The 20,473-nt window shown below is 43.2% G+C and carries 20 protein-coding genes and 1 pseudogene; 12 read left to right on the top strand and 9 right to left on the bottom strand.

From position 1 onward, the window contains the following. Positions 1 to 510 precede the first annotated feature (510 nt). The 5 genes from surE to IGQ44_06160 all read left to right on the top strand — a co-directional run bounded on the left by surE (position 511) and on the right by IGQ44_06160 (position 3,832). Positions 511 to 1,215, top strand: coding sequence for a 5'/3'-nucleotidase SurE (gene surE / locus IGQ44_06140; GenBank protein ID HIK37549.1), 705 nt, complete (start codon positions 511 to 513; stop codon positions 1,213 to 1,215). Between the two features lie 18 nt (positions 1,216 to 1,233). Next, positions 1,234 to 2,283 (top strand): type 2 isopentenyl-diphosphate Delta-isomerase, encoded by a 1,050-nt coding sequence (locus IGQ44_06145; protein HIK37550.1) that lies wholly within the window; start codon positions 1,234 to 1,236, stop codon positions 2,281 to 2,283. Positions 2,284 to 2,287: 4 nt separating this feature from the next. Beyond that, a complete protein-coding gene (locus IGQ44_06150) occupies positions 2,288 to 2,455 on the top strand; it encodes a hypothetical protein (protein HIK37551.1) in 168 nt (55 codons plus the stop codon). A 258-nt stretch (positions 2,456 to 2,713) separates the two neighbouring features. After that, the gene (locus IGQ44_06155) at positions 2,714 to 2,938 is read left to right on the top strand and encodes a hypothetical protein (protein ID HIK37552.1); all 225 of its coding nucleotides are present in this window, start codon (positions 2,714 to 2,716) and stop codon (positions 2,936 to 2,938) included. A 423-nt stretch (positions 2,939 to 3,361) separates the two neighbouring features. Continuing rightward, positions 3,362 to 3,832 (top strand): DUF4079 domain-containing protein, encoded by a 471-nt coding sequence (locus IGQ44_06160; GenBank protein HIK37553.1) that lies wholly within the window; start codon positions 3,362 to 3,364, stop codon positions 3,830 to 3,832. Positions 3,833 to 3,961: 129 nt separating this feature from the next. On the opposite strand, the gene rsmD is transcribed toward IGQ44_06160, so the two are convergent. The 3 genes from rsmD to IGQ44_06175 form a co-directional block, all read right to left on the bottom strand. After that, on the bottom strand, positions 3,962 to 4,510 hold the full coding sequence (gene rsmD, locus IGQ44_06165) for a 16S rRNA (guanine(966)-N(2))-methyltransferase RsmD (GenBank protein HIK37554.1): 549 nt from the start codon (positions 4,508 to 4,510) through the stop codon (positions 3,962 to 3,964). A 19-nt stretch (positions 4,511 to 4,529) separates the two neighbouring features. Further along, the gene (locus IGQ44_06170; protein HIK37555.1) at positions 4,530 to 5,297 is read right to left on the bottom strand and encodes a DUF1868 domain-containing protein; all 768 of its coding nucleotides are present in this window, start codon (positions 5,295 to 5,297) and stop codon (positions 4,530 to 4,532) included. 120 nt (positions 5,298 to 5,417) lie between these two features. Next, positions 5,418 to 5,924 (bottom strand): cupin domain-containing protein, encoded by a 507-nt coding sequence (locus IGQ44_06175; GenBank protein ID HIK37556.1) that lies wholly within the window; start codon positions 5,922 to 5,924, stop codon positions 5,418 to 5,420. Between the two features lie 107 nt (positions 5,925 to 6,031). Here IGQ44_06175 and holA point away from each other — a divergent pair, with 107 nt between their 5' ends. From holA to IGQ44_06190, 3 genes are all read left to right on the top strand, one after another. Further along, complete coding sequence (holA, locus tag IGQ44_06180; GenBank protein ID HIK37557.1) at positions 6,032 to 7,009, top strand: DNA polymerase III subunit delta; 978 nt, start codon at positions 6,032 to 6,034, stop codon at positions 7,007 to 7,009. Beyond that, positions 7,009 to 8,169 carry a metallophosphoesterase gene (locus tag IGQ44_06185; protein HIK37558.1) on the top strand — a complete coding sequence of 387 codons (1,161 nt, stop codon included), beginning with the start codon at positions 7,009 to 7,011 and terminating at the stop codon, positions 8,167 to 8,169. Before holA ends, IGQ44_06185 begins: the two co-directional genes overlap by 1 nt. Positions 8,170 to 8,283: 114 nt before the next feature. Further along, on the top strand, positions 8,284 to 8,625 hold the full coding sequence (locus IGQ44_06190; protein ID HIK37559.1) for a c-type cytochrome: 342 nt from the start codon (positions 8,284 to 8,286) through the stop codon (positions 8,623 to 8,625). Between the two features lie 27 nt (positions 8,626 to 8,652). On the opposite strand, the gene IGQ44_06195 is transcribed toward IGQ44_06190, so the two are convergent. Both IGQ44_06195 and IGQ44_06200 read right to left on the bottom strand, forming a co-directional pair. Beyond that, positions 8,653 to 9,948 (bottom strand): adenylosuccinate lyase, encoded by a 1,296-nt coding sequence (locus tag IGQ44_06195; GenBank protein ID HIK37560.1) that lies wholly within the window; start codon positions 9,946 to 9,948, stop codon positions 8,653 to 8,655. A gap of 56 nt (positions 9,949 to 10,004) precedes the next feature. After that, entirely contained in the window at positions 10,005 to 10,313 is a 309-nt protein-coding gene (locus IGQ44_06200) for a cytochrome c (protein HIK37561.1), read from the bottom strand. A 239-nt stretch (positions 10,314 to 10,552) separates the two neighbouring features. Between IGQ44_06200 and IGQ44_06205 the strand changes: the two genes are divergently transcribed. Further along, positions 10,553 to 11,590 carry a uroporphyrinogen decarboxylase gene (locus IGQ44_06205; GenBank protein HIK37562.1) on the top strand — a complete coding sequence of 346 codons (1,038 nt, stop codon included), beginning with the start codon at positions 10,553 to 10,555 and terminating at the stop codon, positions 11,588 to 11,590. Between the two features lie 177 nt (positions 11,591 to 11,767). Continuing rightward, positions 11,768 to 12,874, top strand: coding sequence for a glycosyltransferase family 4 protein (locus IGQ44_06210; protein ID HIK37563.1), 1,107 nt, complete (start codon positions 11,768 to 11,770; stop codon positions 12,872 to 12,874). Positions 12,875 to 12,918: 44 nt separating this feature from the next. On the opposite strand, the gene IGQ44_06215 is transcribed toward IGQ44_06210, so the two are convergent. Continuing rightward, entirely contained in the window at positions 12,919 to 13,722 is an 804-nt protein-coding gene (locus tag IGQ44_06215) for a tetratricopeptide repeat protein (protein ID HIK37564.1), read from the bottom strand. A 141-nt stretch (positions 13,723 to 13,863) separates the two neighbouring features. On the opposite strand from IGQ44_06215, the gene mazG reads away from it, so the two are divergent. Together mazG and IGQ44_06225 are read left to right on the top strand one after the other, a co-directional pair. Then, positions 13,864 to 14,679, top strand: a complete 816-nt coding sequence (gene mazG, locus IGQ44_06220) for a nucleoside triphosphate pyrophosphohydrolase (protein ID HIK37565.1) — start codon at positions 13,864 to 13,866, stop codon at positions 14,677 to 14,679. A gap of 5 nt (positions 14,680 to 14,684) precedes the next feature. Further along, a complete protein-coding gene (locus tag IGQ44_06225) occupies positions 14,685 to 15,512 on the top strand; it encodes an HAD family phosphatase (protein ID HIK37566.1) in 828 nt (275 codons plus the stop codon). A gap of 23 nt (positions 15,513 to 15,535) precedes the next feature. Here the strand turns inward: IGQ44_06225 and IGQ44_06230 are convergent. The 3 genes and pseudogenes from IGQ44_06230 to IGQ44_06240 form a co-directional block, all read right to left on the bottom strand. Beyond that, a pseudogene (locus IGQ44_06230) lies at positions 15,536 to 16,521 on the bottom strand (ABC transporter ATP-binding protein). Between the two features lie 64 nt (positions 16,522 to 16,585). Next, on the bottom strand, positions 16,586 to 18,067 hold the full coding sequence (locus tag IGQ44_06235) for a CPBP family intramembrane metalloprotease (GenBank protein ID HIK37567.1): 1,482 nt from the start codon (positions 18,065 to 18,067) through the stop codon (positions 16,586 to 16,588). A 283-nt stretch (positions 18,068 to 18,350) separates the two neighbouring features. Next, the coding region (locus tag IGQ44_06240) for a glycogen/starch/alpha-glucan phosphorylase (GenBank protein ID HIK37568.1) at positions 18,351 to 20,473 on the bottom strand (2,123 nt) is incomplete at its 5' end.

Here is a 20,473-nt window from a genome sequence, read left to right on the forward strand (position 1 = left end):
AAGCCAGTCTCCCCTTCCAAAAGGGGGTAACCAGTCTAGAGAAGGAAATGATATTGGCAACAAAAATCCCCCCTTGGAAGTTATCTAGGGAGAAAATAAAGTAGCCAAGCCTGCCAATAACAATTATCCCCTGCTATTGGGGCAACCAGTCTGCCGCCGACAAAAAGAAGATGGCGATGCCAATAATGATTCTTTCCTGGAAACCACTTAATATGCCAAGGGCCAACGAGTGGTAATTATCTTACTCCTTAGGGATATACCAGTCATAGTATCTTGTGGGAAATCCCTGGTAGGGATTAGCTAAATGTAAGGGAGATACCAGTCATAGTGTCTTGTGGGGAATGGTAAGGATTAGCTAAATGTAGACGAATGATAATTATTGGCACGGTATGGATTGGCATGGTATGGAGGCAAGGAGGGGTTGCAATTATAAACCCTCACGGGGAAGGGGTTGTATGAGAAGGGTTTTTATGGTATTGTAGGCGATGGTACCTTAGGAAGGGGGAGAAGGTGTTTATTCTCACCAATGACGATGGGATTGAGGCGGAGGGTATTAGGGTTTTAAAGGAGATTGTTGAGGGGGAAAAGATAATAGTTGCCCCAGCAGGGCATATTTCCGGTTGTAGTCACCAAGTTACTACCCGTTATCCCCTAACCCTGGAAGAGGTAAAACCCGGGGAATATGCGGTAAATGGGACTCCGGTAGACTGTGTGCGTCTAGCGGTGTCTTGTTTGGCGCCCTCTTCTACCTGGGTATTATCTGGTATTAACGCTGGCGGTAATCTGGGAGTAGACATTTATGTTTCGGGAACGGTGGCAGCGGTAAGAGAGGCGGCGATTTTGGGGTTGAAGGGAATCGCCTTTTCTCACCTGCGGAAACGCCCAAGAGAAATTAATTGGCAGCTGGCAAAAAAACTGGCGACAAGGGTGTTGGCAGAGTTATTGCCAAAAAGACTGCCCAGGGGGTGTTTTTGGAATGTCAATTTGCCCCATCTTGATGAGGATTGTAGCCCAGAAATTGTGTTTTGCAAACCCAGTATTGATCCCCTCCCCATTGAGTTTAGAAAAGAAGGAAACAGTTACTGGTATAAGGGGGAGTATTTGCAGAGGAAAAGGACTGAAAAAACCGATGTAGATGTGTGTTTTTCTGGTAAAATTGCTGTAAGTCTGATTAGCATTAGCAACCATCCCCATCCTGACGAATATCCCCAATAAACCCCATAAAGAGGTGTGATGACTGTGGAAACCCAGAAAAGAAAGGATGAACATATACGCATTTGTTTAGATGAAAAAGTGCAAGCTTCCCAGGTTAAAAATGGTTTAGAAAAGTACGAGTTTATCCACTGCTGTTTGCCGGAGTTAGATTATCAAGAAATCGATATCTCCACTACTTTTTTGGGGCATAAACTGAAGACGCCACTGTTGATTTCTTCTATGACGGGTGGGACGGACAATGGAGAATTAATCAATAAGAGACTGGCAATAATTGCGCAAAAGTACGGTTTGGTCATGGGGATTGGTTCGGGACGTGTTATAATCGAAAAACCAGAAGTGGCTCATACTTTCAAAGTGCGCTCCATAGCCCCTGATATACTATTGTTTGCCAATCTAGGGGCAGTGCAACTGAATTATGGTTATTCTTGGCGGGAATGTTTATCCCTAGTGGAAATCCTGGAGGCAGATGCTTTAATTCTCCACTTAAATCCTTTGCAGGAGTGTATTCAGCAGGAGGGGGATACTAATTTCAAACACCTGTTGTCGAAGATTGAAAAGGTGTGTGAGAAACTGCCAATACCTGTTATCGTTAAGGAGGTGGGGAATGGGATTAGTGTGGAGATGGCGGAGAAACTATTGAGTGTGGGGGTGGCAGCAATAGATGTAGCCGGTGCCGGTGGCACGTCTTGGGCTATGGTGGAAAGTAAAAGGGCTACTAATCCCCTACAAAAAGCCTTAGGAGAAACCTTTGCTAATTGGGGTATTCCTACCGCTGATTGTGTGGTAGCCATCGCCAGGAGGTATCCGGATATCCCTTTGATTGCCTCTGGTGGCATTCGCAATGGCTTGGAGGCGGCAAAACTGTTGGCATTGGGCGCGGATTTAGTGGGATTTGCCTATCCTTTTCTCAAAGCAGCAATGACTTCTATGGAAGCCTTGGAGGGTTTAGTAGAATTGTTGTTAGCAGAAATCAAGACGGTATTATTTTGTACTGGCAATAGGGACATTTCCAGTTTACAAAACTCTTCTTCCCTTCGCCTAGTTTCTCCCTCTCCTCCCCATGGGTAATACATTGTTGTCATTTATCCGCCAGAATCCCACCATGTCTTTCTACTACCATCCCAGTCACTGTTATTCTGCTTTCTCTTTTCAACTAGATGTGTTTGCCATCCTAGCCAATATCATTATGCCCCTTGGCGACTACTGCTGGTGGGGTATATGTCTTGCCGTTATCCTTTGATTTTTCTGGGGTGGACTTGTTTTTCTAGTCTTCTTCTGAAATGAAAGACACTGGAAGTATTGGGCGTCTGCTGGTGGGGAGGGGTTGTCACCACAGCCAATGGCGGGGGGGGATGTTGTTTTTTTATTCCTAATAGCCACTAGTATTGGATTCTCATTACGGCTTGTTTGTTTTGTCGGCAAATAGGCATCAAGGAGGGTTATCAAGTAACTGTCATGTCTGACAGGAGTTTATTTTTGCCGTTGCTAGGATTATTAATTGTTTTTGTCATTGCCGATGGGGCAAGAATTGTTAGTGTATGGGTTATTGTTGTCTGGCATCTATTTTACTAGTAGTAAGGGAATTATTATAGCCGTCATTCATGCCAGCAGTCAGTGGCAACAAGAGTATCCCTTTTTCTCATCAGATGGGAGTTGTCTTTCGTTTCTCTTGCCTGACACCAGCTGTTTTCGTTATTTACTGGTCATTATTGGCTGTCATTGACGATAATAACTGGCAACCAGCAACATAGCAATCAGTGGTAACAAGAGTATTCCTCTTTCTTTCCGATGGCTTGGGTGGGATTTGTATTTCTTTTTTTTTTACTTTTATCTTTTATCCGACACACACCCTCTACCAGTAATTACTAACAGACTATTGTGACAGATTGTTACAGGGGACTATCTCTACTTTTCCCCTTCTGATATCCACCCCCTCTTTAACAGACACTCCTGTTGTTTCTTTTACTGCCAAGGTTGAGGAGTTATTTTGTTTGTCGTCTGTCTGATTGTCTAACAGTAACTATCTCCCAGTAACACCCTGCTGATGGTTGGCAACTGAGAGTATGTTATTGTGGGACATAGGGTCAAGCTATGTTAAATTATATTAAGTTATTTTATCAATGGTAAAGAGAGGGTAAAGGAAAAGATGAATATAGCAATACCTGAATCTGTAAAAATTTGGTCACAATTTGCTCATCCCATTCTAATGTGGATTTTGTTTGCCACGGCGATTTATGCCCTGTATTTGGGGATAATGGCGAAGAAGACTCGTCTGGCAGACAAGGAGGAGAGAAAAGAGTTAATCAAGGGCAATTATGCCACAAGACATCATCAGGTGGGCGCGATTTTCATGGCATTGGTGGTATTAGGCACAGTGGGTGGTATGGCCGTCACCTATATCAACAATGGTAAATTATTTATAGGCCCCCATCTAATTGCTGGCCTGACTATGATGTCTATGGTAGCAGTCTCTGCCTCTTTAGTGCCCTTTATGCAGAAGGGTAATGAGCTTGCCAGAGCTACTCATGTAGCCTTGAATATGACGATTCTTTTGATTTTTGGTTGGCAGGCGATAACTGGTATGCAGATTCTAAACAAGATTATTAGTAGGTTGTAAAGATAAGGAAAATTGGGGAATAGGAGGAGGGGGAGGGATTTGGGGGATGGGGGAGATGGGGTTTAAAAAGGGCTTATTTTGGAAAGTTGCAATGCGCTTGTTTACGAGTATCTCAACAATAATCACCCATTATTTCCTGACACCAGTAGAGTAGAAGTTGATGGCGGTATCTCCATAGATTCTGGTATCTAGGAGTAAGAGGGGGGAGTCGGAATTGAGGAGTGATTCCTTGGGGGGGTATTCCACTGCCAACTCCCCCGATTCCGGATTTAACAATTCATAATCGCTAATGGCTTTCATAACGGGATTATATAGGTTAAGGTTATAGGGGGGATCAAAGTAAATTAGGTCGAATTTTTCCCCCCTTAGACTTTTTAATCTTTTTAAAACATCCCCTCTGAGGATGCGAAATCTTTGATTGGGGGCCGCTATCTTCTGCCAATTTTCTCTGATAATATCACAGGCCAAAGGAGATTTTTCGATGGCTACTACTTCCCTGGCTCCACGACACAAGGCCTCGGCGCCCATTGTACCATTTCCTGCACATAAATCCAACCATTTTGCTCCTATAATTTTCTCCCTCCAGATGGAAAATATAGCCTCTCTTACCTTGGCCGTGGTAGGACGAGTTTCTTTTCCCGCCAGGGTTTTTATTTCTCTATTACCATAGATACGTATTCCCATCCTTTCTGTGCTTTTACAATCTGATTGTTGCCCAGTCTTTTTCCCTTATATAGTTGGTCATATCGGTGAATTTTCTCAATTCCCACTGTTTAAGCCGGAAGGGGGGCAGTCTTTTTTCTGCTAACTCGTCATTTATTTTTACTATTTTCTTTTCAACTTCTTCTATATTCAAATCTTTACCACTTTTTCCGAAGTACCCGAGGGTAATATGAGCCGCAAATTCGTACTGTTGTTCTATTCCCAGTCTTATTATTTGTTCATTTTGGTATATCATTTTTCTGAGCTCGATAATATAATTGTAGCTATTCTCCGTGGGAGCTAGACATACAGCAATTGCCCTTGGAAATATTGAGATGCCTAGCAATTCTAATTCTAGGGAATCGGGCTGATGTAACTTTTGGTATTCTTCAAATATTTTGCCTATTTCTGTGATAAGCAACCTGTCGAAATTCTCTTTCTCTTTAGTGGCGGATATGTAGTCTTTATCCCAGATTAAATCTGCTAGGGTTAGATGGAAACTCTCAGGGGGTACGGTTAGAAATAAACCCTCTGGCAGACTGTCTTTTAATTGTTTTTGTACCTCTTCCAGGTGTTGATAAAACTCATCGTTAAACTCATCATCTTTCCAGGGAGGTGTGATAATGCTATAACCGGGAAACTCCACTGCTACGCCGTTATTAAACTTGGGGGATGGTTGAATATTTGCCAACTGTTGCTTATAGTTGGCTGGCATAGTCATTTGCACCACCCGGTTGATATATTCTTGATAATTTCCGTCCATTCTTTCTCTTTTTTTTGTCTTTTCGATTTCAAGATATTGTTTATATTATAATTTCAAATATTTTTTCTGTCAATGATTAGGTAATATTTTAGGGGGAATTTTGATAACAACGAGGGAGAGTCAGCCGTAGGTAAAACTCTCAATTAATTGCCGGTGTTGTGGATAGATTTGGAGTAATTCTTGTCTTGAAGCCAACCGAAAATCTCGAAAATCAAAACCGGGGGCCACAGTACAACCGATTAGACTGTAAGAATTAGGGGTGTTTACGGAGAGACTCAACCAGGTATGATGGGGGACAACTACTTGTGGCTCCTCGTCATTTTCGGGGTTATTTCCCAATTTTTTCTGGCGATAGTTGCCCTGTTTATCCAACAGGTGTATTGTCATAGGGGCGCCGCAATAGTAGTGTAAAATTTCGTCACTTTCCAGTATATGAAAAGCGGAAAATTGTTCACTTGTGAGGAGGTAATAAATAGCGGTACATGCGTTTCTTTCTCCCTGGTGTCTGGGGAGAGTGTTTTCCTTATTAACTATGTCTAAACTGCGGTAGGTTTCCCTATAAAATCCCCCTTCAGGGTGAGGTTGTAATTGTAGTTTCTCAATCCAATAATTGGCATCAATCTTCATGGAATTCTATCATTTTATATTGCCTAGTAGTGGACTATCATATATAGGAGTGTGTTCCCATTGACGGTTACCTAGAATTATAACCGGTCAGGCATATAGGAGGGCAAATGCCGATTTACTACTTTTGGGGTGACGATGATTTTGCCATACAACAGGAAATAATGTCTTTAAAGGAAACCTACTTAGATAGTGAATGGTTACAATTCAACTGGGGGAGGTTTCCTGGCGACAAAAGAGAGTCTTTATTAGAGGGGATATATTTAGCCATGACTCCTCCCTTTGGGGGTAGCCATCGCCTGGTTTGGATATACAACACGACACTGTTTCAGGAAAATGCAGAGGAAGAGTTGGTGGCAAAGATGCAGAAGTATTTGAAGCAGATTCCAGAAACCACGCACTTAATCTTCACTGCCACAAAAAAGCCTGATAGTAGACTCAAAATTGGCAAACTTATAACTCAAAATGCCCAGGTGAAAGAGTTTAGTATTATTCCCCCTTGGCAGACAGAAAAATTAGTGAAAAGAGTAGAAGAATTAGCGGCGAAAAAGGGAATAAAACTTAGTAAGGAAGCGATTAATATTCTCGCCAACTCGGTGGGGAATGACACCCGAAGTTTATGGCAAGAATTGGAAAAGTTGTCCATATATCAAGGAGATGACTGCCAGACTATGGGGGAGGGAGTAGTAGAATCTTTGGTGAATATTAGTGGCCAGAATAGTATACAATTAGCTCAAGCAACTCTAAGAGGGGACAATCATTCCGCCCTGTTAAAGGTGGAAGATTTAATCAATAACCAGAATGAAAATCCTTTGAAGATAGTGGCTACAATGGTAGGACAATTCCGCACCTGGTGTATAGTGAAGGCCATGACAGAGTCGGGGGAAGATGAGAATACCATAGCAGAATATGGGGAGATAGGCAATCCGAAAAGGGTTTATTTCCTTCGACAAGAGGTGAAAAACATTAGCCTTTTTAGGCTGAAAGAGTGCCTGGAAATTTTGCTAGAGGTGGAATACGATTTAAAGATAGGAAAAGATCCGGTTGATACCTTAAAAACAGCAGTAATAAAAATGTGCAATTTGTGATGTTCAGGAGGATAATAAATATTCTAATATTGAGCTTGGCATTAAAATCTATCTCCCTGGTAAGCGTAAAAACAATACCGGCAAGAGAGACTATAGGGGGGACTATTTTTTTGCCGGCTGAGACAGCAAGAATGGTAGAAAAATATAAGCCCTATAATCCCCCTCGGGAAGATGTAAGAATATTGGTAATTAGTGATCTAAATAGTAGCTATGGTTCGACAGAATACGAAAATCAGGTGCATCTTGCCATAAAAATGATCCCCTTTTGGCAACCGGATATTGTTATCTGTGGGGGGGATATGATTGCTTCTCAAAAAGCTAGCCTAACGGAGGCACAAATCAAAGCCATGTGGGAGGCTTTTGACAGTCAAATAGCCAAACCCATAAGGGATTTAAGGATTCCCTTTGCCTTTACTCTAGGTAATCATGATGCCTCTAGTGTGATGGTTGGGGGAAAGTTTTTGTTTGCTAAAGACAGGAAACTTGCAAAACAATACTGGCAAAACCCCAAACACAAACCGAAGTTAAATTATATAGACACCACCCACTATCCCTTCTATTACACCTTTGAGGAGAAAGGGATTTTTTTCTTGGTGTGGGATGCCTCGTCTAATAGGATACCAGAAGATAAACTCAGATGGGTGGAAAAAAGCCTAGCCTCTAAAAGGGCGCAAAGGGCTAAAATGAGAATTGTTATCGGCCATTTGCCGTTATACGGGGTGGCGGCGAGGAAGAATCATCCCGGCGAAGTATTGGCGAATGGGGATGGATTACGTCGGTTACTAGAAAAGTACAATGTCCATACTTACATTAGTGGACACCACCATGCCTATTATCCGGCAAAAAGGGGCACAATACAATTATTGCATGCGGGGGCATTGGGTCAGGGACCCCGTCATCTAATTGGGGAGGATGACAAGTTGCCGCCGAAAAAGACTCTCACAGTGGTAGACATAGATTTTAACAGCGGGGATTTGACTAAATACACCACTTATGATATGGAAGATTTTTCCCTGATTAACTATCAACAATTACCCCGTTTGATAATGGGAGAAAATGGGATGATTATTCGCAGAGATTTACGAGCAACAGATGTAAGTAAATTAGAGCTCGATGCCTGTCTAGCTATATATTCCCAAAGGGAAAAATGTCGTATTTAGAGGAGCATTATTTTAAGAAAGGTAACAAAGTTTGACAAACTGTCATTTGACAAGGGGAGACAAAATATTGAAGATAAAAAAGGACAATATGGAAAACAGGTTTTCAAGACAGAGATGAGAAGAGTTGTTAGCTTGATAGTACTGTTGGCAAGCATTTGTAGCATTTCTTTGGCAAACATCAATCCCGCCTGGGCGGCGAATTTGGCCAACGGCGCGGCGGTGTTTAGTGCCAATTGTGCCGCTTGTCACATGGGCGGGAAGAATGTGGTAAATGCAGCTAAAACCCTCCAAAAGGAAGACTTACAGAAGTATGACATGTACGACATAGATAAAATTAAATACCAAATAATACACGGGAAAGCCGCCATGCCAGCATTTGGTGGCCGTCTGACGGCTGAACAAATCGAAGACGTGGCAGCCTATGTGTTAGCCCAGGCAGACAAAGGCTGGAAATAAGGGGATACACCCCGAGGGGGAGGGCTTTTAAATCCCTAGTCTCTCGTATACTACTTCCAGGTGCTTGAGGTGTTGTTGGGGGTCAAAACAAGTGGCAATCTCTTCTGGAGACAAAAATCTTTTCACCTCTGGATGGTTTTCCACTAGCTGACGGAAGTTCCCCCCCCTCTTATTCCACGCCTGATGGGCACATCCCTGTACAATCCTATAGGCTTGCTCCCTACTCATGCCCTTTTCTACTAGGGCTAACAAGACCCTTTGACTAAATATAACCCCTCCATATACATTCATGTTTTCGAGCATATTTTCAGGGTAAACTAGGAGGTGTTGGATCAGGTCGGTCATCTCTTTAAGCATGAAGTGGATGAGAATGCAGGAGTCTGGGAGGATGACTCTTTCGACGGAACTGTGGGAAATATCCCGCTCATGCCACAGGGCGACGTTTTCTAAGGCGGCAACGGCATAGCCCCTGATAATCCTGGCCATCCCTGTAATCCTCTCACTGCGGACGGGGTTGCGTTTATGGGGCATGGCAGATGAGCCTTTTTGGCCTTCAGAGAAGTACTCCTCCACCTCCAGCACGTCCGTGCGTTGTAGGTTTCTGATTTCTACGGCAAAACGCTCAAGGGAGGCGGCTAGTAGGGCCAATTGTTGCACAAAATGGGCATGACGGTCCCTTGAAATTACCTGGGTGGAGGCGGTGTCCGGTTGTAGTCCCAGTTTAGCACAGGCTATGGCTTCTACTCTGGGGTCTATATTGGCATAGGTGCCTACGGCCCCGGAGATTTTTCCCACTGCCACCTCTTCTCTCAGTTTTACCAGACGTTCCCGGTGACGGCGCATTTCTGCCAGCCACCCAGCCAGTTTAAAGCCAAAGGTAATCGGTTCGGCATGGATGCCGTGGGTCCTACCCACCATTATGGTGTAGCGGTGTTTTTGTGCCTGGTAGCGGATAGCCTGAATAGTTTCCTCTAGGCAGGCTAGGATGAGGTCTAAACTTGCTACTAACTGTAGTGCTAAAGCAGTATCTAAAACATCAGAACTGGTGAGGCCGAGGTGGATATACCTGCCGGCATCCCCTACATATTCGTTAACATTGGTGAGGAAAGCGATAACATCGTGGCGGACTTCTGCTTCTATCTCAGCGATGCGTTTTGGGTCAAAATTGGCCTTCTTTTTAATCTCCTCCACTGCCTCTTGGGGGATTAGTCCCAATGAAGCCTGAGCTTCACAGACAGCTATTTCCACCTGCAACCAAGTGCGAAAACGATACTCGTCAGTCCAGATTACCCCCATTTCGGGCAAGGTGTAACGCTCAATCACTGCTAGAAGTCAAGGTCTGCATGTGAGTACAACCCTTCCATTGTAGCCCAAGAGGGTTATAAAGTCCGCAGATAACTCAACAAATCTGCCATGTCTTCTGCAGAGGGTTGAAATTTAGGCATGGGGGGAGTCTTACCACTAATCACCTGTTGGATAAGCTGGGAGTCTGATTTATGTTTGCTTATGCCCTGTAAACTGGGTCCTACATTGCCGCCTCCATTCAAGCCATGACAACCGGCACAATTCACGCGGAAAATAGCTTCCCCTCTAGCTACATTCCCCTGAAAGGACAATACTTTTTGGGTATAGGGATCATTTTTGGCTAGCAATCCCCCCAGCAACAGGGAAATAACTACCAATCCCATCGCCACAGACAACAAGCCAGGGGCGTGTTTTTTGGTTTTCTCCTCTTCTATTTGCCTTTCCAGTAGTTGGTTGCCCACGGTTCCATTGTTAACTTTCAGTTTACTTAATTAACATTCTGCAATATTTTGGCTCCTCCTGACCACTATTTTCGGTTTTATTTATATTTCCCCTTTCTCATGGTTTACGGATAGTTTAAGGGGGTGATAAGCTAAAAAACGCAGTGAATTCTGGAACAACCATGTCTGAATTGCCTTTGTTGTTGAGAGTAGCGAGAGGGGAAAAAGGGGAACGTCCACCAGTGTGGATGATGCGTCAGGCGGGAAGATACATGAAGGCATACAGAGACTTGAGGGAGAAATACCCCAGTTTCCGGGAAAGGTCAGAAAATCCAGACCTAGCCATTGAAATTTCCCTACAACCCTGGCATGCCTTTCAGCCGGATGGGGTGATTATGTTTTCTGACATTTTAACCCCTTTACCAGGAATAGGCATTTCTTTTGACATTGTAGAAAGCAGGGGCCCCATTATAGCCCCTCCTATTCGGAGGAGAGCACAAATTGAGCAGTTACGTCCTTTAGAACCAGAGGAATCCTTGCCCTTTATCAAAACCATTCTCACCAGTTTGCGCAAAGAGGTGGGTAATAAGTCCACGGTGCTGGGGTTTGTGGGTGCGCCTTGGACATTAGCTGCCTATGTAGTGGAGGGCAAGGGCTCTAAGGACTATACTGTTATCAAGAGTATGGCCTTTTCTGAGCCAGATTTGCTACATAAACTGTTGGATAAGATTGCCACTGCCGTTGCCACTTACATCCGTTATCAGATTGACTGTGGAGCTCAAGTAGTACAGATGTTTGACTCCTGGGCCGGTCACCTAAGTCCACAGGATTATGACACCTTTGCCTTACCCTACCAGAAGAAAGTGGTTGAGCTAGTCAAGGCTACTCATCCTGACACCCCCCTTATTTTGTACATCAGCGGTAGTGCAGGCATATTAGAACGAATGGCACAATCCGGGGTGGACATCGTCAGTTTGGATTGGATGGTGGACATGGCGGAAGCTAGACAAAGACTGGGAGAACATGTTAAAGTACAGGGTAATATAGACCCGGCTGTATTGTTTGGCACTCAAGAATTCATCAAACAGAGGATTTACGATACTGTGGCCAAGGCTGGCAATACCGGGCATATTCTGAATTTGGGGCATGGTGTGTTGGTGGGCACCCCCGAAGACAACGTGAGATTCTTCTTCGAGACTGCTAAGCAAATACGTTACTAGTACACTCCCGCCATACAGTCTTGCCTACCGTAGTCCACAAGGGCGATTTGACTGTATTATGGTGTTTTTTTTCTACATTTGCCTTACAAATAGTAAGGGGGGTTGCTTTAAAAACCGGAATAACCTAAACTTGTTAACCACCAGTTAAAAACAAGGGGTTTTAGAGGTTTAATTTTTATGAACAATATTCCCAGCAGCCCCCTCATAATAAACCTTTCAATGTTGCTAACAAAACCCACAGGAATAGCTAATTATACCAACAACCTCCTGAGGCATTTTCCTTTACAGTATACCAGTGTTTTAGCCCAAAAATACTATCAGCCCCAAATTCACAAAAATCCCTACTTCATCGCGGAAAAACTTAGTCCAGACTACGGCACTAAAGGACATGTTTCCCGTATACTTTGGACCCAAACGGAATTGCCCAATATTTTTCGCCAACTTAAGGGAAATTTGTTATTCTCTCCTTGTGGAGAAATGCCTCTTTTTGCCAACATAAGAACTATAGTAGTTGTCCACGATTTAATTCCTCTTCGTTTCCCCAGAATCCAATCCCTCCTCACCCACTACTGCCGTTATATCTTGCCGTTGGTGTGTCAACAGGCAGTGCATATTATTTGTAACTCCAAGGCTACTGCTGACGATTTGATTGAAATTTTGGGGGTAAAAGCTGGTAAAATAACACCCATACCCCTGGGAATTGATAGGGAGAAATTTAAACCCCTAGCTGAAGCAAAAAAAAGTCCTAGTGTTCGTTTTTTTTTGTATTTAGGTAGACATGACCCCCATAAAAACTTGTCTAGAATTATAGCGGCATTTGCTCAGTTTAGGTATAAAAAAGAATATCAATTATGGATAGCAGGACAAAGGGATTCCCGTTATACTCCCCCGTTGAAAAAACAGGCAAAACAATTGGGCATAGAAAACAGAGTAAAATTCCTAGACTACGTAGCAGAAGAAGAATTGCCTAAACTGTTAAACCAGGCAGAAGCATTATTGTTTCCAAGTCTGTGGGAAGGCTTTGGCTTCCCAGTGTTAGAAGCTATGGCCTGTGGCACACCGGTGATAACATCTAATGTGTCATCTCTACCAGAAGTGGCAGGGGATGCGGCTTTGTTAGTCAACCCCACAGATGTGAAGGAAATAGCCTCGGCAATGAATCTGTTAGTGGAAGATGATACGGTTAAACAACAACTAAGGGAATTGGGATTAAAGAGAGTAATGGCTTTCAGCTGGGAAAAGACTGCACAACAGACAAAAGAGGTATTACAAGAGTATTTGTAGGCGTAGGGGTTAGCGATAAACCCCTTACTGTCTACCCCTTATGTCTATTTAGTCTCCATGTTCAAAAAATTCTCTAAAGCCACTACCATCTTAGGAGGCCATTTTCTCACTTCTTTTACCCACTGGATGTCTTTATAACGACTGTCAACCCCCACAGTGGCTACCCAATTACTTTCTGCCTCCCCCTGTTTTCCTTCCTCCCACAACAAGGCAGTCAAAGCCGCACGCACGTCTGGAAACATGGGATACTTACGCAAAATACTACGCATTTTCCTTTCCGCCTCCTCCCTTCTCCCTAACTGGTATAGGGTAAGAGATTCATTGGCACTGGCAAAGGCCAAATTCGGTGCTATCTCTGTAGCTTTTTGATAGTATTTTAAAGCCTCCTCCCATCTGCCCAAGCCGGCGTTGGCATTGCCTAGATTGTTATAGGCCATGGCATCAGTAGGGGATAATTGCAATACTCGTTGGTAGTCAGCAATGGCTTCCTCGTATTTACCAAGGGCTTCGTAGGCAACACCCCGGTTGAGATAAGGAGTAGGGGCATCTGGTGCCAGTTGGATTGCCTTGTTATAATCCTCAATGGCAGCTTCTATTTTGTTTTGACTTACTCTAGTATTGCCCCTATTGCTCCAAACGGCGGGATTTGAGGGAAAACGCGCAATTAGGTCGGTCCACAACCTCTCTGCCTCAACAAAGTTCCCCTTTTCTGCCGCTTCTAATGCCATTTGAGCTATTTTCTCTCCTTCTTGCAGTTGTGCTTCTGTAGGAAATTTTGTTTCCTCAGCCGTTACTGGTTTAACAAACAAGCAAAAGCCTAATAAAAACGCCAATATCACTCTCCACATACTGTCTCCAATAATTACCTAAACTAGGGGGATAATTGTCTATCTATCATAGCCACATCTGTTAGCCCCTTGCCATCCCGGCAGATGTCCCACCGCTCATGTTATATTCAAACTTGTCTGTTGTCTTTACCGGTTTTAACCATGTCTCCCACACAAAACCATAATAATACCCTTCAGGCCCTTTCAGAACTGATAGAGGTGGTAGCAAAACTGCGGCATCCGGAAAAAGGTTGCCCATGGGATTTAGCCCAAACCCAAACCTCCCTAATTCCCTATATCCTAGAAGAAGCCTATGAAACTGTCCATGCTATCCAGTCTGGCAACCAACGGGAGATTGCTGAGGAGTTAGGAGATTTGTTGTTACAGGTAGTGTTACAGGCACAAATCGCCCAGGAGAATGGCCATTTTACTCTGGAAGATGTAGCTAGAGGCATCACCGAAAAACTAATCCGTCGTCACCCCCATGTCTTTGGGGATGTAAAGGTGGCAGATGCCCAACAGGTGCGTCACAATTGGGAGAAAATCAAGCAAGAAGAAGAGGGGGAAAATTCCTCTCTCACTGCTAAGCTGAAAAAATACGTCTCCAGTCTCCCTCCCCTGATGGCAAGTTTTAAAATTTCCCAGAAAGCCGCACAGGTTGGATTTGAATGGGAGAATATAGAGGGGGTTTGGCAGAAGTTTTACGAGGAATTAGAAGAATTTAAGCAGGCTTGTGCTTCCGGCGACAAAACCCATGCTACGGCGGAATTGGGGGATTTGCTTTTTGTCATCGTCAATTTGGCCAGGTGGTATGGTATAGATCCAACCGTAGCACTCCAGGAGACTAATCAACGCTTCCTCCAACGTTTCTATTTGGTGGAGAAAATGAGTAACCGCCCCCTTCCAGATTATAGTTTGGCAGAATTAGAACAACTCTGGCAACAGGCCAAAAAAATCTTACAGTCTCAGCAGGGATAACAGTCATGACAGTCACAAAGGGAATCCGCGTATTGATTCTTGACATTGATGGTACTATCGCCGGTAGGTCCAATCAAGTCTCCCAGGCGGTTAGGCAAGCCATCAAACAGGCCCAAGCCAAAGGCATTATGGTAGGATTAGCTACTGGTAGGATGTTTTGTTCAGCTAAAGCCTTTCATGAGGCCATAGGGGCGGATTTACCCATTATTGCCTATAATGGGGCCTGGGTGCAACGGGTAGATACCGGGGAAATGTTATTACATCAACCAGTGCACAAAAATATTGCCCAGGAGTTGGTACAATATTTCCGGCAACAACAACAAGAAAATGAGTTGGATATACATCTCTATTATGATGACCAATTGTATGTAGAAAATTTTAACGAGAAAACCGATTTTTATGTCCAACGTTCCGGAATCGATTATAATCTGGTGGAAAGGCTAGAAGACTTGCTGGATAATCATCCCACCAAGATTTTAGCTCAAAGTCCCGATTCCGATTTAATTACTTATCTCCTCGAGGATTTGCAGAGGAGATATCCCCCCGAGAAAGTCTTCCTCACCCAGTCTAATCCCGTATATTTAGAAGCTACCAGGGCTAATGTTAACAAGGGTAGTGCCGTTAAATACTTAGTAGAAAAAATCTTAGACTTGAAACCAGAAAACGTCATGGCTATTGGGGACAATCTTAACGATTATACCATGTTAAAATATGCCGGGTTTAGTGTGGCAATGGGAGACGCGCCAGCAGAGGTAAAAGCCATTGCCTCGGCAGTCACCGACGATGTAGAAAATGATGGTGTCGCCAAAGCCATTCAGGAATATTTGCTATAGACTGACTACTAGTTTGACTTAAGTTACTGACTAAAAGTAATTCCCTTTTCCTCCAACAAATTTACAAAAAACTCCTCCAGAGAATCACGACTTTTATTCATACTTATTAACTCCGCCGATACTTGAGACAGATAGGCCAAAAATTCTTCCGGTTTCCCCTTTAATTCCCCCATCACCAGGTTATTTTCTTGTTTTAGATTATTCAACCAGCCACTCCAATCGGTGGGGGAATTGTCTCTATTTACCCTCACTACCACATGATAACTCTCTTTTGTCCCCAAAATTTCATCCAATGAGCCTACCGCCAATAACTCACCCCTTGCCAGGATAGCAATTCTGTCGCATATCTTCTCCACATCAGACAGAATATGGGTGTTAAAAAATATAGTCTTGCCTGTTCCCTCAAAGACAGTATAATTTGCCTAACCTGGTAACGACCTAGAGGATCTAAACCAGACATTGGTTCATCAAAAAAGACAACCTCGGGATTATTGATTAAAGCCTGTGCCATTCCCACCCTTTGTAACATTCCCTTGGAATACTGTCGCAGTTGTTTCTTTTTCGCTGTCTCTTTAGATAAACCCACTAAGTCTAATAACTGGGGTATCCTCTTTTTTTGTTCAGATTTAGGTATTTGAAATAAGTCTGCTACAAAAGAGAGAAACTCCCAAGCCGTCAGAAAATCATAATAATATGCATTTTCTGGCAAGTAGCCCAGCTTTTGTTTTACGGTGATATCGCCAGGGGGTTTTCCCAACAAAAATGCCCTGCCAGAAGTGGGTTTAGTGATACCTAAAAGGAGCTTTAAAAGAGTAGTTTTTCCTGCGCCATTATGTCCTAATAAGCCAAAAGTCTCCCCCTTATATACCCTCAAGGTACAATTTTTCAGGGATACAACTTTTTTATTCAACCAAAATCCAGTCAGATATGTTTTACTCAAATTATAAGTCTCCACGACTGTTTCTCTCTCCATAGTGCCATTATTATTGTCTATATTGGTAGCCACCATGATTTCTATCTACCATTAATATTTCCCCAATACCAATATAGAATTAATCAGGAAAATTCTTCAATTATTTACTACCTAAAAGGAAAAGGGTAAGTAGAGTGGCACTATTCCAAAGACTGTGTACCATAATAGAAGCCAATAGACTACGAGAGCGAGTATAAACTATCCCCAGGATTAACCCCAAACTAGCCAGGGGTATAGCCTCCGCCAGACTACCATGGGCGATAGCAAAAATAAAGGCGGAAAAGAGGATAGAATCTCCCACAGAATAATAACGGGTGAGGGAAGGAAGGAGGAAACCGCGAAACATTATTTCTTCAAAAATGGGCGCAGCTATAGATGCTGTTACAAAGAATACAGCCAGTGCAAATTTATCTTGTGCTTCTAATGCTAAAAATAAAAGGGGATTACTACCACCTCTGCCTTGCCACAATTGCTGGTTAAGTAAAGAGACAAAAAACACAAGGGGAATAGCTGTCACATAACCGCCAATACCCCACCAAAACCAGTTTTTGCCAGTGAAATTAAACCAGTCTTTCGGCAGAGGAAAAAAGGGTTTTAAAGATAAATACAATATTGCTAATCCTCCTCCTGCCATCAGAAGATAGCCGAAAAACACGTATAAAGCCTTCCCCCTAATGTCAAAATCCGCTGGATTTATCCTCAATCCCCCCAATATAATCGGTAATACCACCTGGGAAAAGAAAAAGAAACCCCCTACTATGACTTGTAGGATAACCTCCCAATCCCAGGGAGTTTCCCAGGGTTTATCACTGTTAATTGCCAGGGTTGAGTTTTCTTTTTTCAGCAGGGATTCAATCAACAAAAAGATAATTAAACCAAAACCTATTAAGCCCCCAAATATAGCAATACTACTTATAATCCCCAATTTTATTAATGCCTTTTCTGCCGAGGATTGAACTTCATTTTGCACCCCGACAAGTTTATCTTTGTCGTTAGTTAACTGGTAGAGTCTAGCCAGGGTTACATTCTCAAACCAGCCGTCCAATTTTTGGGATATTATTTCAGCTACTTCTTCAGATTGACCCTCTTTTATGCCCTTATTCTCTAGCCAGATACTTCCGATTATACCCCTTATTCTTTCATCAGAAATCGAGGAGAGATATTTGTCTGCATTTTGGATGTCATTCTGATAAGCGTAGAGGATGGCAAGACAAATATTGAGCCTTTCTAATAACAAGTTGTCCTGTTGAATAGACTGTTTTAATTGTTGTCGAGGCCTGGTGGCATCTAACTGAGAAATTGTCTGATTTTTTTTCTGAATATTATCCTTAATGACTTCCAGGACTTGTTCATACTGTTGTGCGATGGTTTTATAGGGAGTATTGCCAATAAGAGTTTCCAGCAATTCAGCATTTTTCTCTCCTTTTGGCTGCCACTGAGAGGCATTGAGAATTAGGTTGCTTTGATACAACTCCAGCTGGTATTGGATTTGAATTTCCCCCAGACTCTGAAAAAGAGTCAAAAATACACTAACAGCGGAAACAACCGTAAGAATAATTAACAAAAGACGTTTCCCAGTCATACTGTCCCCTTTTTTAGTTTAAACTAATAAAAAATCATAGGGACTCGGAAAATCAAGCCCCTAAGAAACTCAAAAAAAGTGGATTGCTAATTTTTGATGGTTAATGGTTGATAGTCTCCTCCTATTATAGTCTACCTCTGCATCTTTCACAACTACACAGTATCTCCCTTCACCACCCCAGAGGATAAATTGGTGTTTCAGTTAAACAATAAACAAAATCGCAAAAAAAAAGACTCGTTTAGAGTCCGGAGGAAGAAATAAAGTTATTTAAAATGGGGGAAAATCAGGAGGGGGTATTTACCAGTTTACATTCGCCGGAGGGGCACAAGTCCACTAATTCCACAGGGGTGGGTTGGATTTTCCAGATTCTCTCGGCATATTCCCTTACACTACGATCACTGGAAAACTTACCAATGCGTGCAGTGTTGAGAATAGACATTTTGGTCCATTGTACCCTATCTTTGTAGGCAACAGCAACATGTTCATGACAGTCTATATAGGGTTGATAATCAGCAAGGACAAAGAAGGGATCATGGTAGAGTAGATTATCAGCCAAATCCCGGAAAAGACTACTGTCTAAATGGGAGAAGAAACCAGTGGCAATTTGGTCAATGGCTACCTTGAGGGCCTGATTGCTGATATAATACTTCTTGGGGTAAGGGGTGCGACGACTAAGTTGTTTAACTTCCTCTACAGTCAAACCAAAAGAGAAGAAGTTTTCCTCGCCAACAGAGTCTCGGATTTCGATGTTGGCCCCATCCAAAGTCCCCACCGTAATGGCACCATTCATGGCAAACTTCATATTACTGGTACCAGAAGCCTCCTTACCGGCCAGGGAGATTTGTTCAGATATGTCTGCGGCTGGTATAATCTTCTGAGCCACAGTCACATTGTAGTCTGGGACAAATACTACCTTGAGACGGTCTTTAACATCTGGGTCATTATTAATTACATCCGCAACACAGTTAATTAACTTGATAATCAGTTTTGCCATCCAATAGCCGGGGGCCGCCTTACCCCCGAAAATGAAAGTATAGGGGGGGATATCCAAATCAGGATTGCGTTTGAGACGGTTATATAGGGTGATGATATGTAAAACCTTAAGGTGTTGGCGTTTGTATTCGTGAATCCGTTTGACCATTACATCGAAGATAGAATCGGGATTGACTACTACGCCAACCTTTTGTTGGATGTAACGCGCCAGATTTTTCTTATTCTCCCGTTTCACCTCCCGCCATTTTTCCTGGAAGCTGGAATCTGTAGCGTATTTTTCCAAACCCCTTAATAAATCCAGGTTTTGTAGCCACTCGTCACTGCCAAGGGATTCAGTAATCAACCGGGCAAAAGAGGGGTTAATCAAGGCTATCCAACGACGGGGAGTCACGCCATTGGTGATATTGGTGAATTTTTCAGGGGAGAATTGATACCAGTCTTTCAAAACAGTTTCTCTTAGTAATTGGGAGTGGATGGCAGAAACCCCGTTGATGGCAAAACTACAACTGGAGGCTAGGGAAGCCATCCGTAAGGCCTTTCTTTCTCCCTCCTCGATGAGAGACAGATTCCTAATTTTCTCTAGGTTACCCAAAAACCTAACGGCAACCTGGTCTAAATGACGACGATTGATTTCATAGATGATTTCCAGGTGACGAGGTAACAGACTGCCAAACAACTCTAAATCCCATTTTTCTAGGGCTTCTGGCATAAGTGTGTGATTAGTATAGGCAAAGGTGTTGGTGGTAATATGCCAGGCAGTATCCCAATCCAAAAGATGCTCATCCAACAACAAACGCATCAACTCTGCCGGAGCTATGGCTGGATGGGTGTCATTTAGTTGTACTACAAACTTCTCATGGAAGGTTTCAATTTTTTCCCCCCTAGCCAGATGCATTTTGAGCATATCCTGGAGGGAACAGGATACAAAGAAGTATTGCTGTTGTAATCTAAGTTGTTTACCTTGAAGGGGCTCATCATTGGGATACAACACCTTGCTTATATTTTCACAGATAGTCTTCTCGTGGACTGCCCCATAATAGTCTCCCACATTGAAAGCTTGAAAGTCGAAGGATTCAGGGGCTTCGGCTTTCCACAGGCGGAGGGTGTTGGCATTATTGACACGATAGCCTAAAATGGGGGTGTCATAGGCCACTCCCTTGACTACCAGGTGGGGGTGCCAATTACTACAAAAACGGCCGGCAGAATCGGTATAATGCTCCACGTAACCGCCAAATTTGACTTCATAGACTACCTCTGAGCGACGCATTTCCCAGGGGTTACCGTATTTTAACCACAAATCTGTTATTTCCACCTGCCAACCGTCTCGGATTTCTTGGTCAAAAATGCCATACTCGTAGCGGATGCCATAGCCAATGGCGGGGATTTGGTGGGTGGCCATAGACTCCAGATAGC

The organism is Geminocystis sp. M7585_C2015_104 (assembly GCA_015295805.1).
Taxonomy (GTDB): domain Bacteria; phylum Cyanobacteriota; class Cyanobacteriia; order Cyanobacteriales; family Cyanobacteriaceae; genus DVEF01.

Coding starts and splice junctions, on each gene's coding strand:
- IGQ44_06160 (HIK37553.1), top strand. CDS start 3,362: ATGAATATAGCAATACCTGAATCTGTAAAAATTTGGTCACAATTTGCT.
- IGQ44_06170 (HIK37555.1), bottom strand. CDS start 5,297: ATGGACGGAAATTATCAAGAATATATCAACCGGGTGGTGCAAATGACT.
- IGQ44_06205 (HIK37562.1), top strand. CDS start 10,553: ATGTCTGAATTGCCTTTGTTGTTGAGAGTAGCGAGAGGGGAAAAAGGG.
- IGQ44_06200 (HIK37561.1), bottom strand. CDS start 10,313: ATGGGATTGGTAGTTATTTCCCTGTTGCTGGGGGGATTGCTAGCCAAA.
- IGQ44_06145 (HIK37550.1), top strand. CDS start 1,234: ATGACTGTGGAAACCCAGAAAAGAAAGGATGAACATATACGCATTTGT.
- IGQ44_06175 (HIK37556.1), bottom strand. CDS start 5,924: ATGAAGATTGATGCCAATTATTGGATTGAGAAACTACAATTACAACCT.
- mazG (HIK37565.1), top strand. CDS start 13,864: ATGTCTCCCACACAAAACCATAATAATACCCTTCAGGCCCTTTCAGAA.
- IGQ44_06215 (HIK37564.1), bottom strand. CDS start 13,722: ATGTGGAGAGTGATATTGGCGTTTTTATTAGGCTTTTGCTTGTTTGTT.
- IGQ44_06210 (HIK37563.1), top strand. CDS start 11,768: ATGAACAATATTCCCAGCAGCCCCCTCATAATAAACCTTTCAATGTTG.
- IGQ44_06235 (HIK37567.1), bottom strand. CDS start 18,067: ATGACTGGGAAACGTCTTTTGTTAATTATTCTTACGGTTGTTTCCGCT.
- IGQ44_06225 (HIK37566.1), top strand. CDS start 14,685: ATGACAGTCACAAAGGGAATCCGCGTATTGATTCTTGACATTGATGGT.
- holA (HIK37557.1), top strand. CDS start 6,032: ATGCCGATTTACTACTTTTGGGGTGACGATGATTTTGCCATACAACAG.
- IGQ44_06190 (HIK37559.1), top strand. CDS start 8,284: ATGAGAAGAGTTGTTAGCTTGATAGTACTGTTGGCAAGCATTTGTAGC.
- IGQ44_06185 (HIK37558.1), top strand. CDS start 7,009: ATGTTCAGGAGGATAATAAATATTCTAATATTGAGCTTGGCATTAAAA.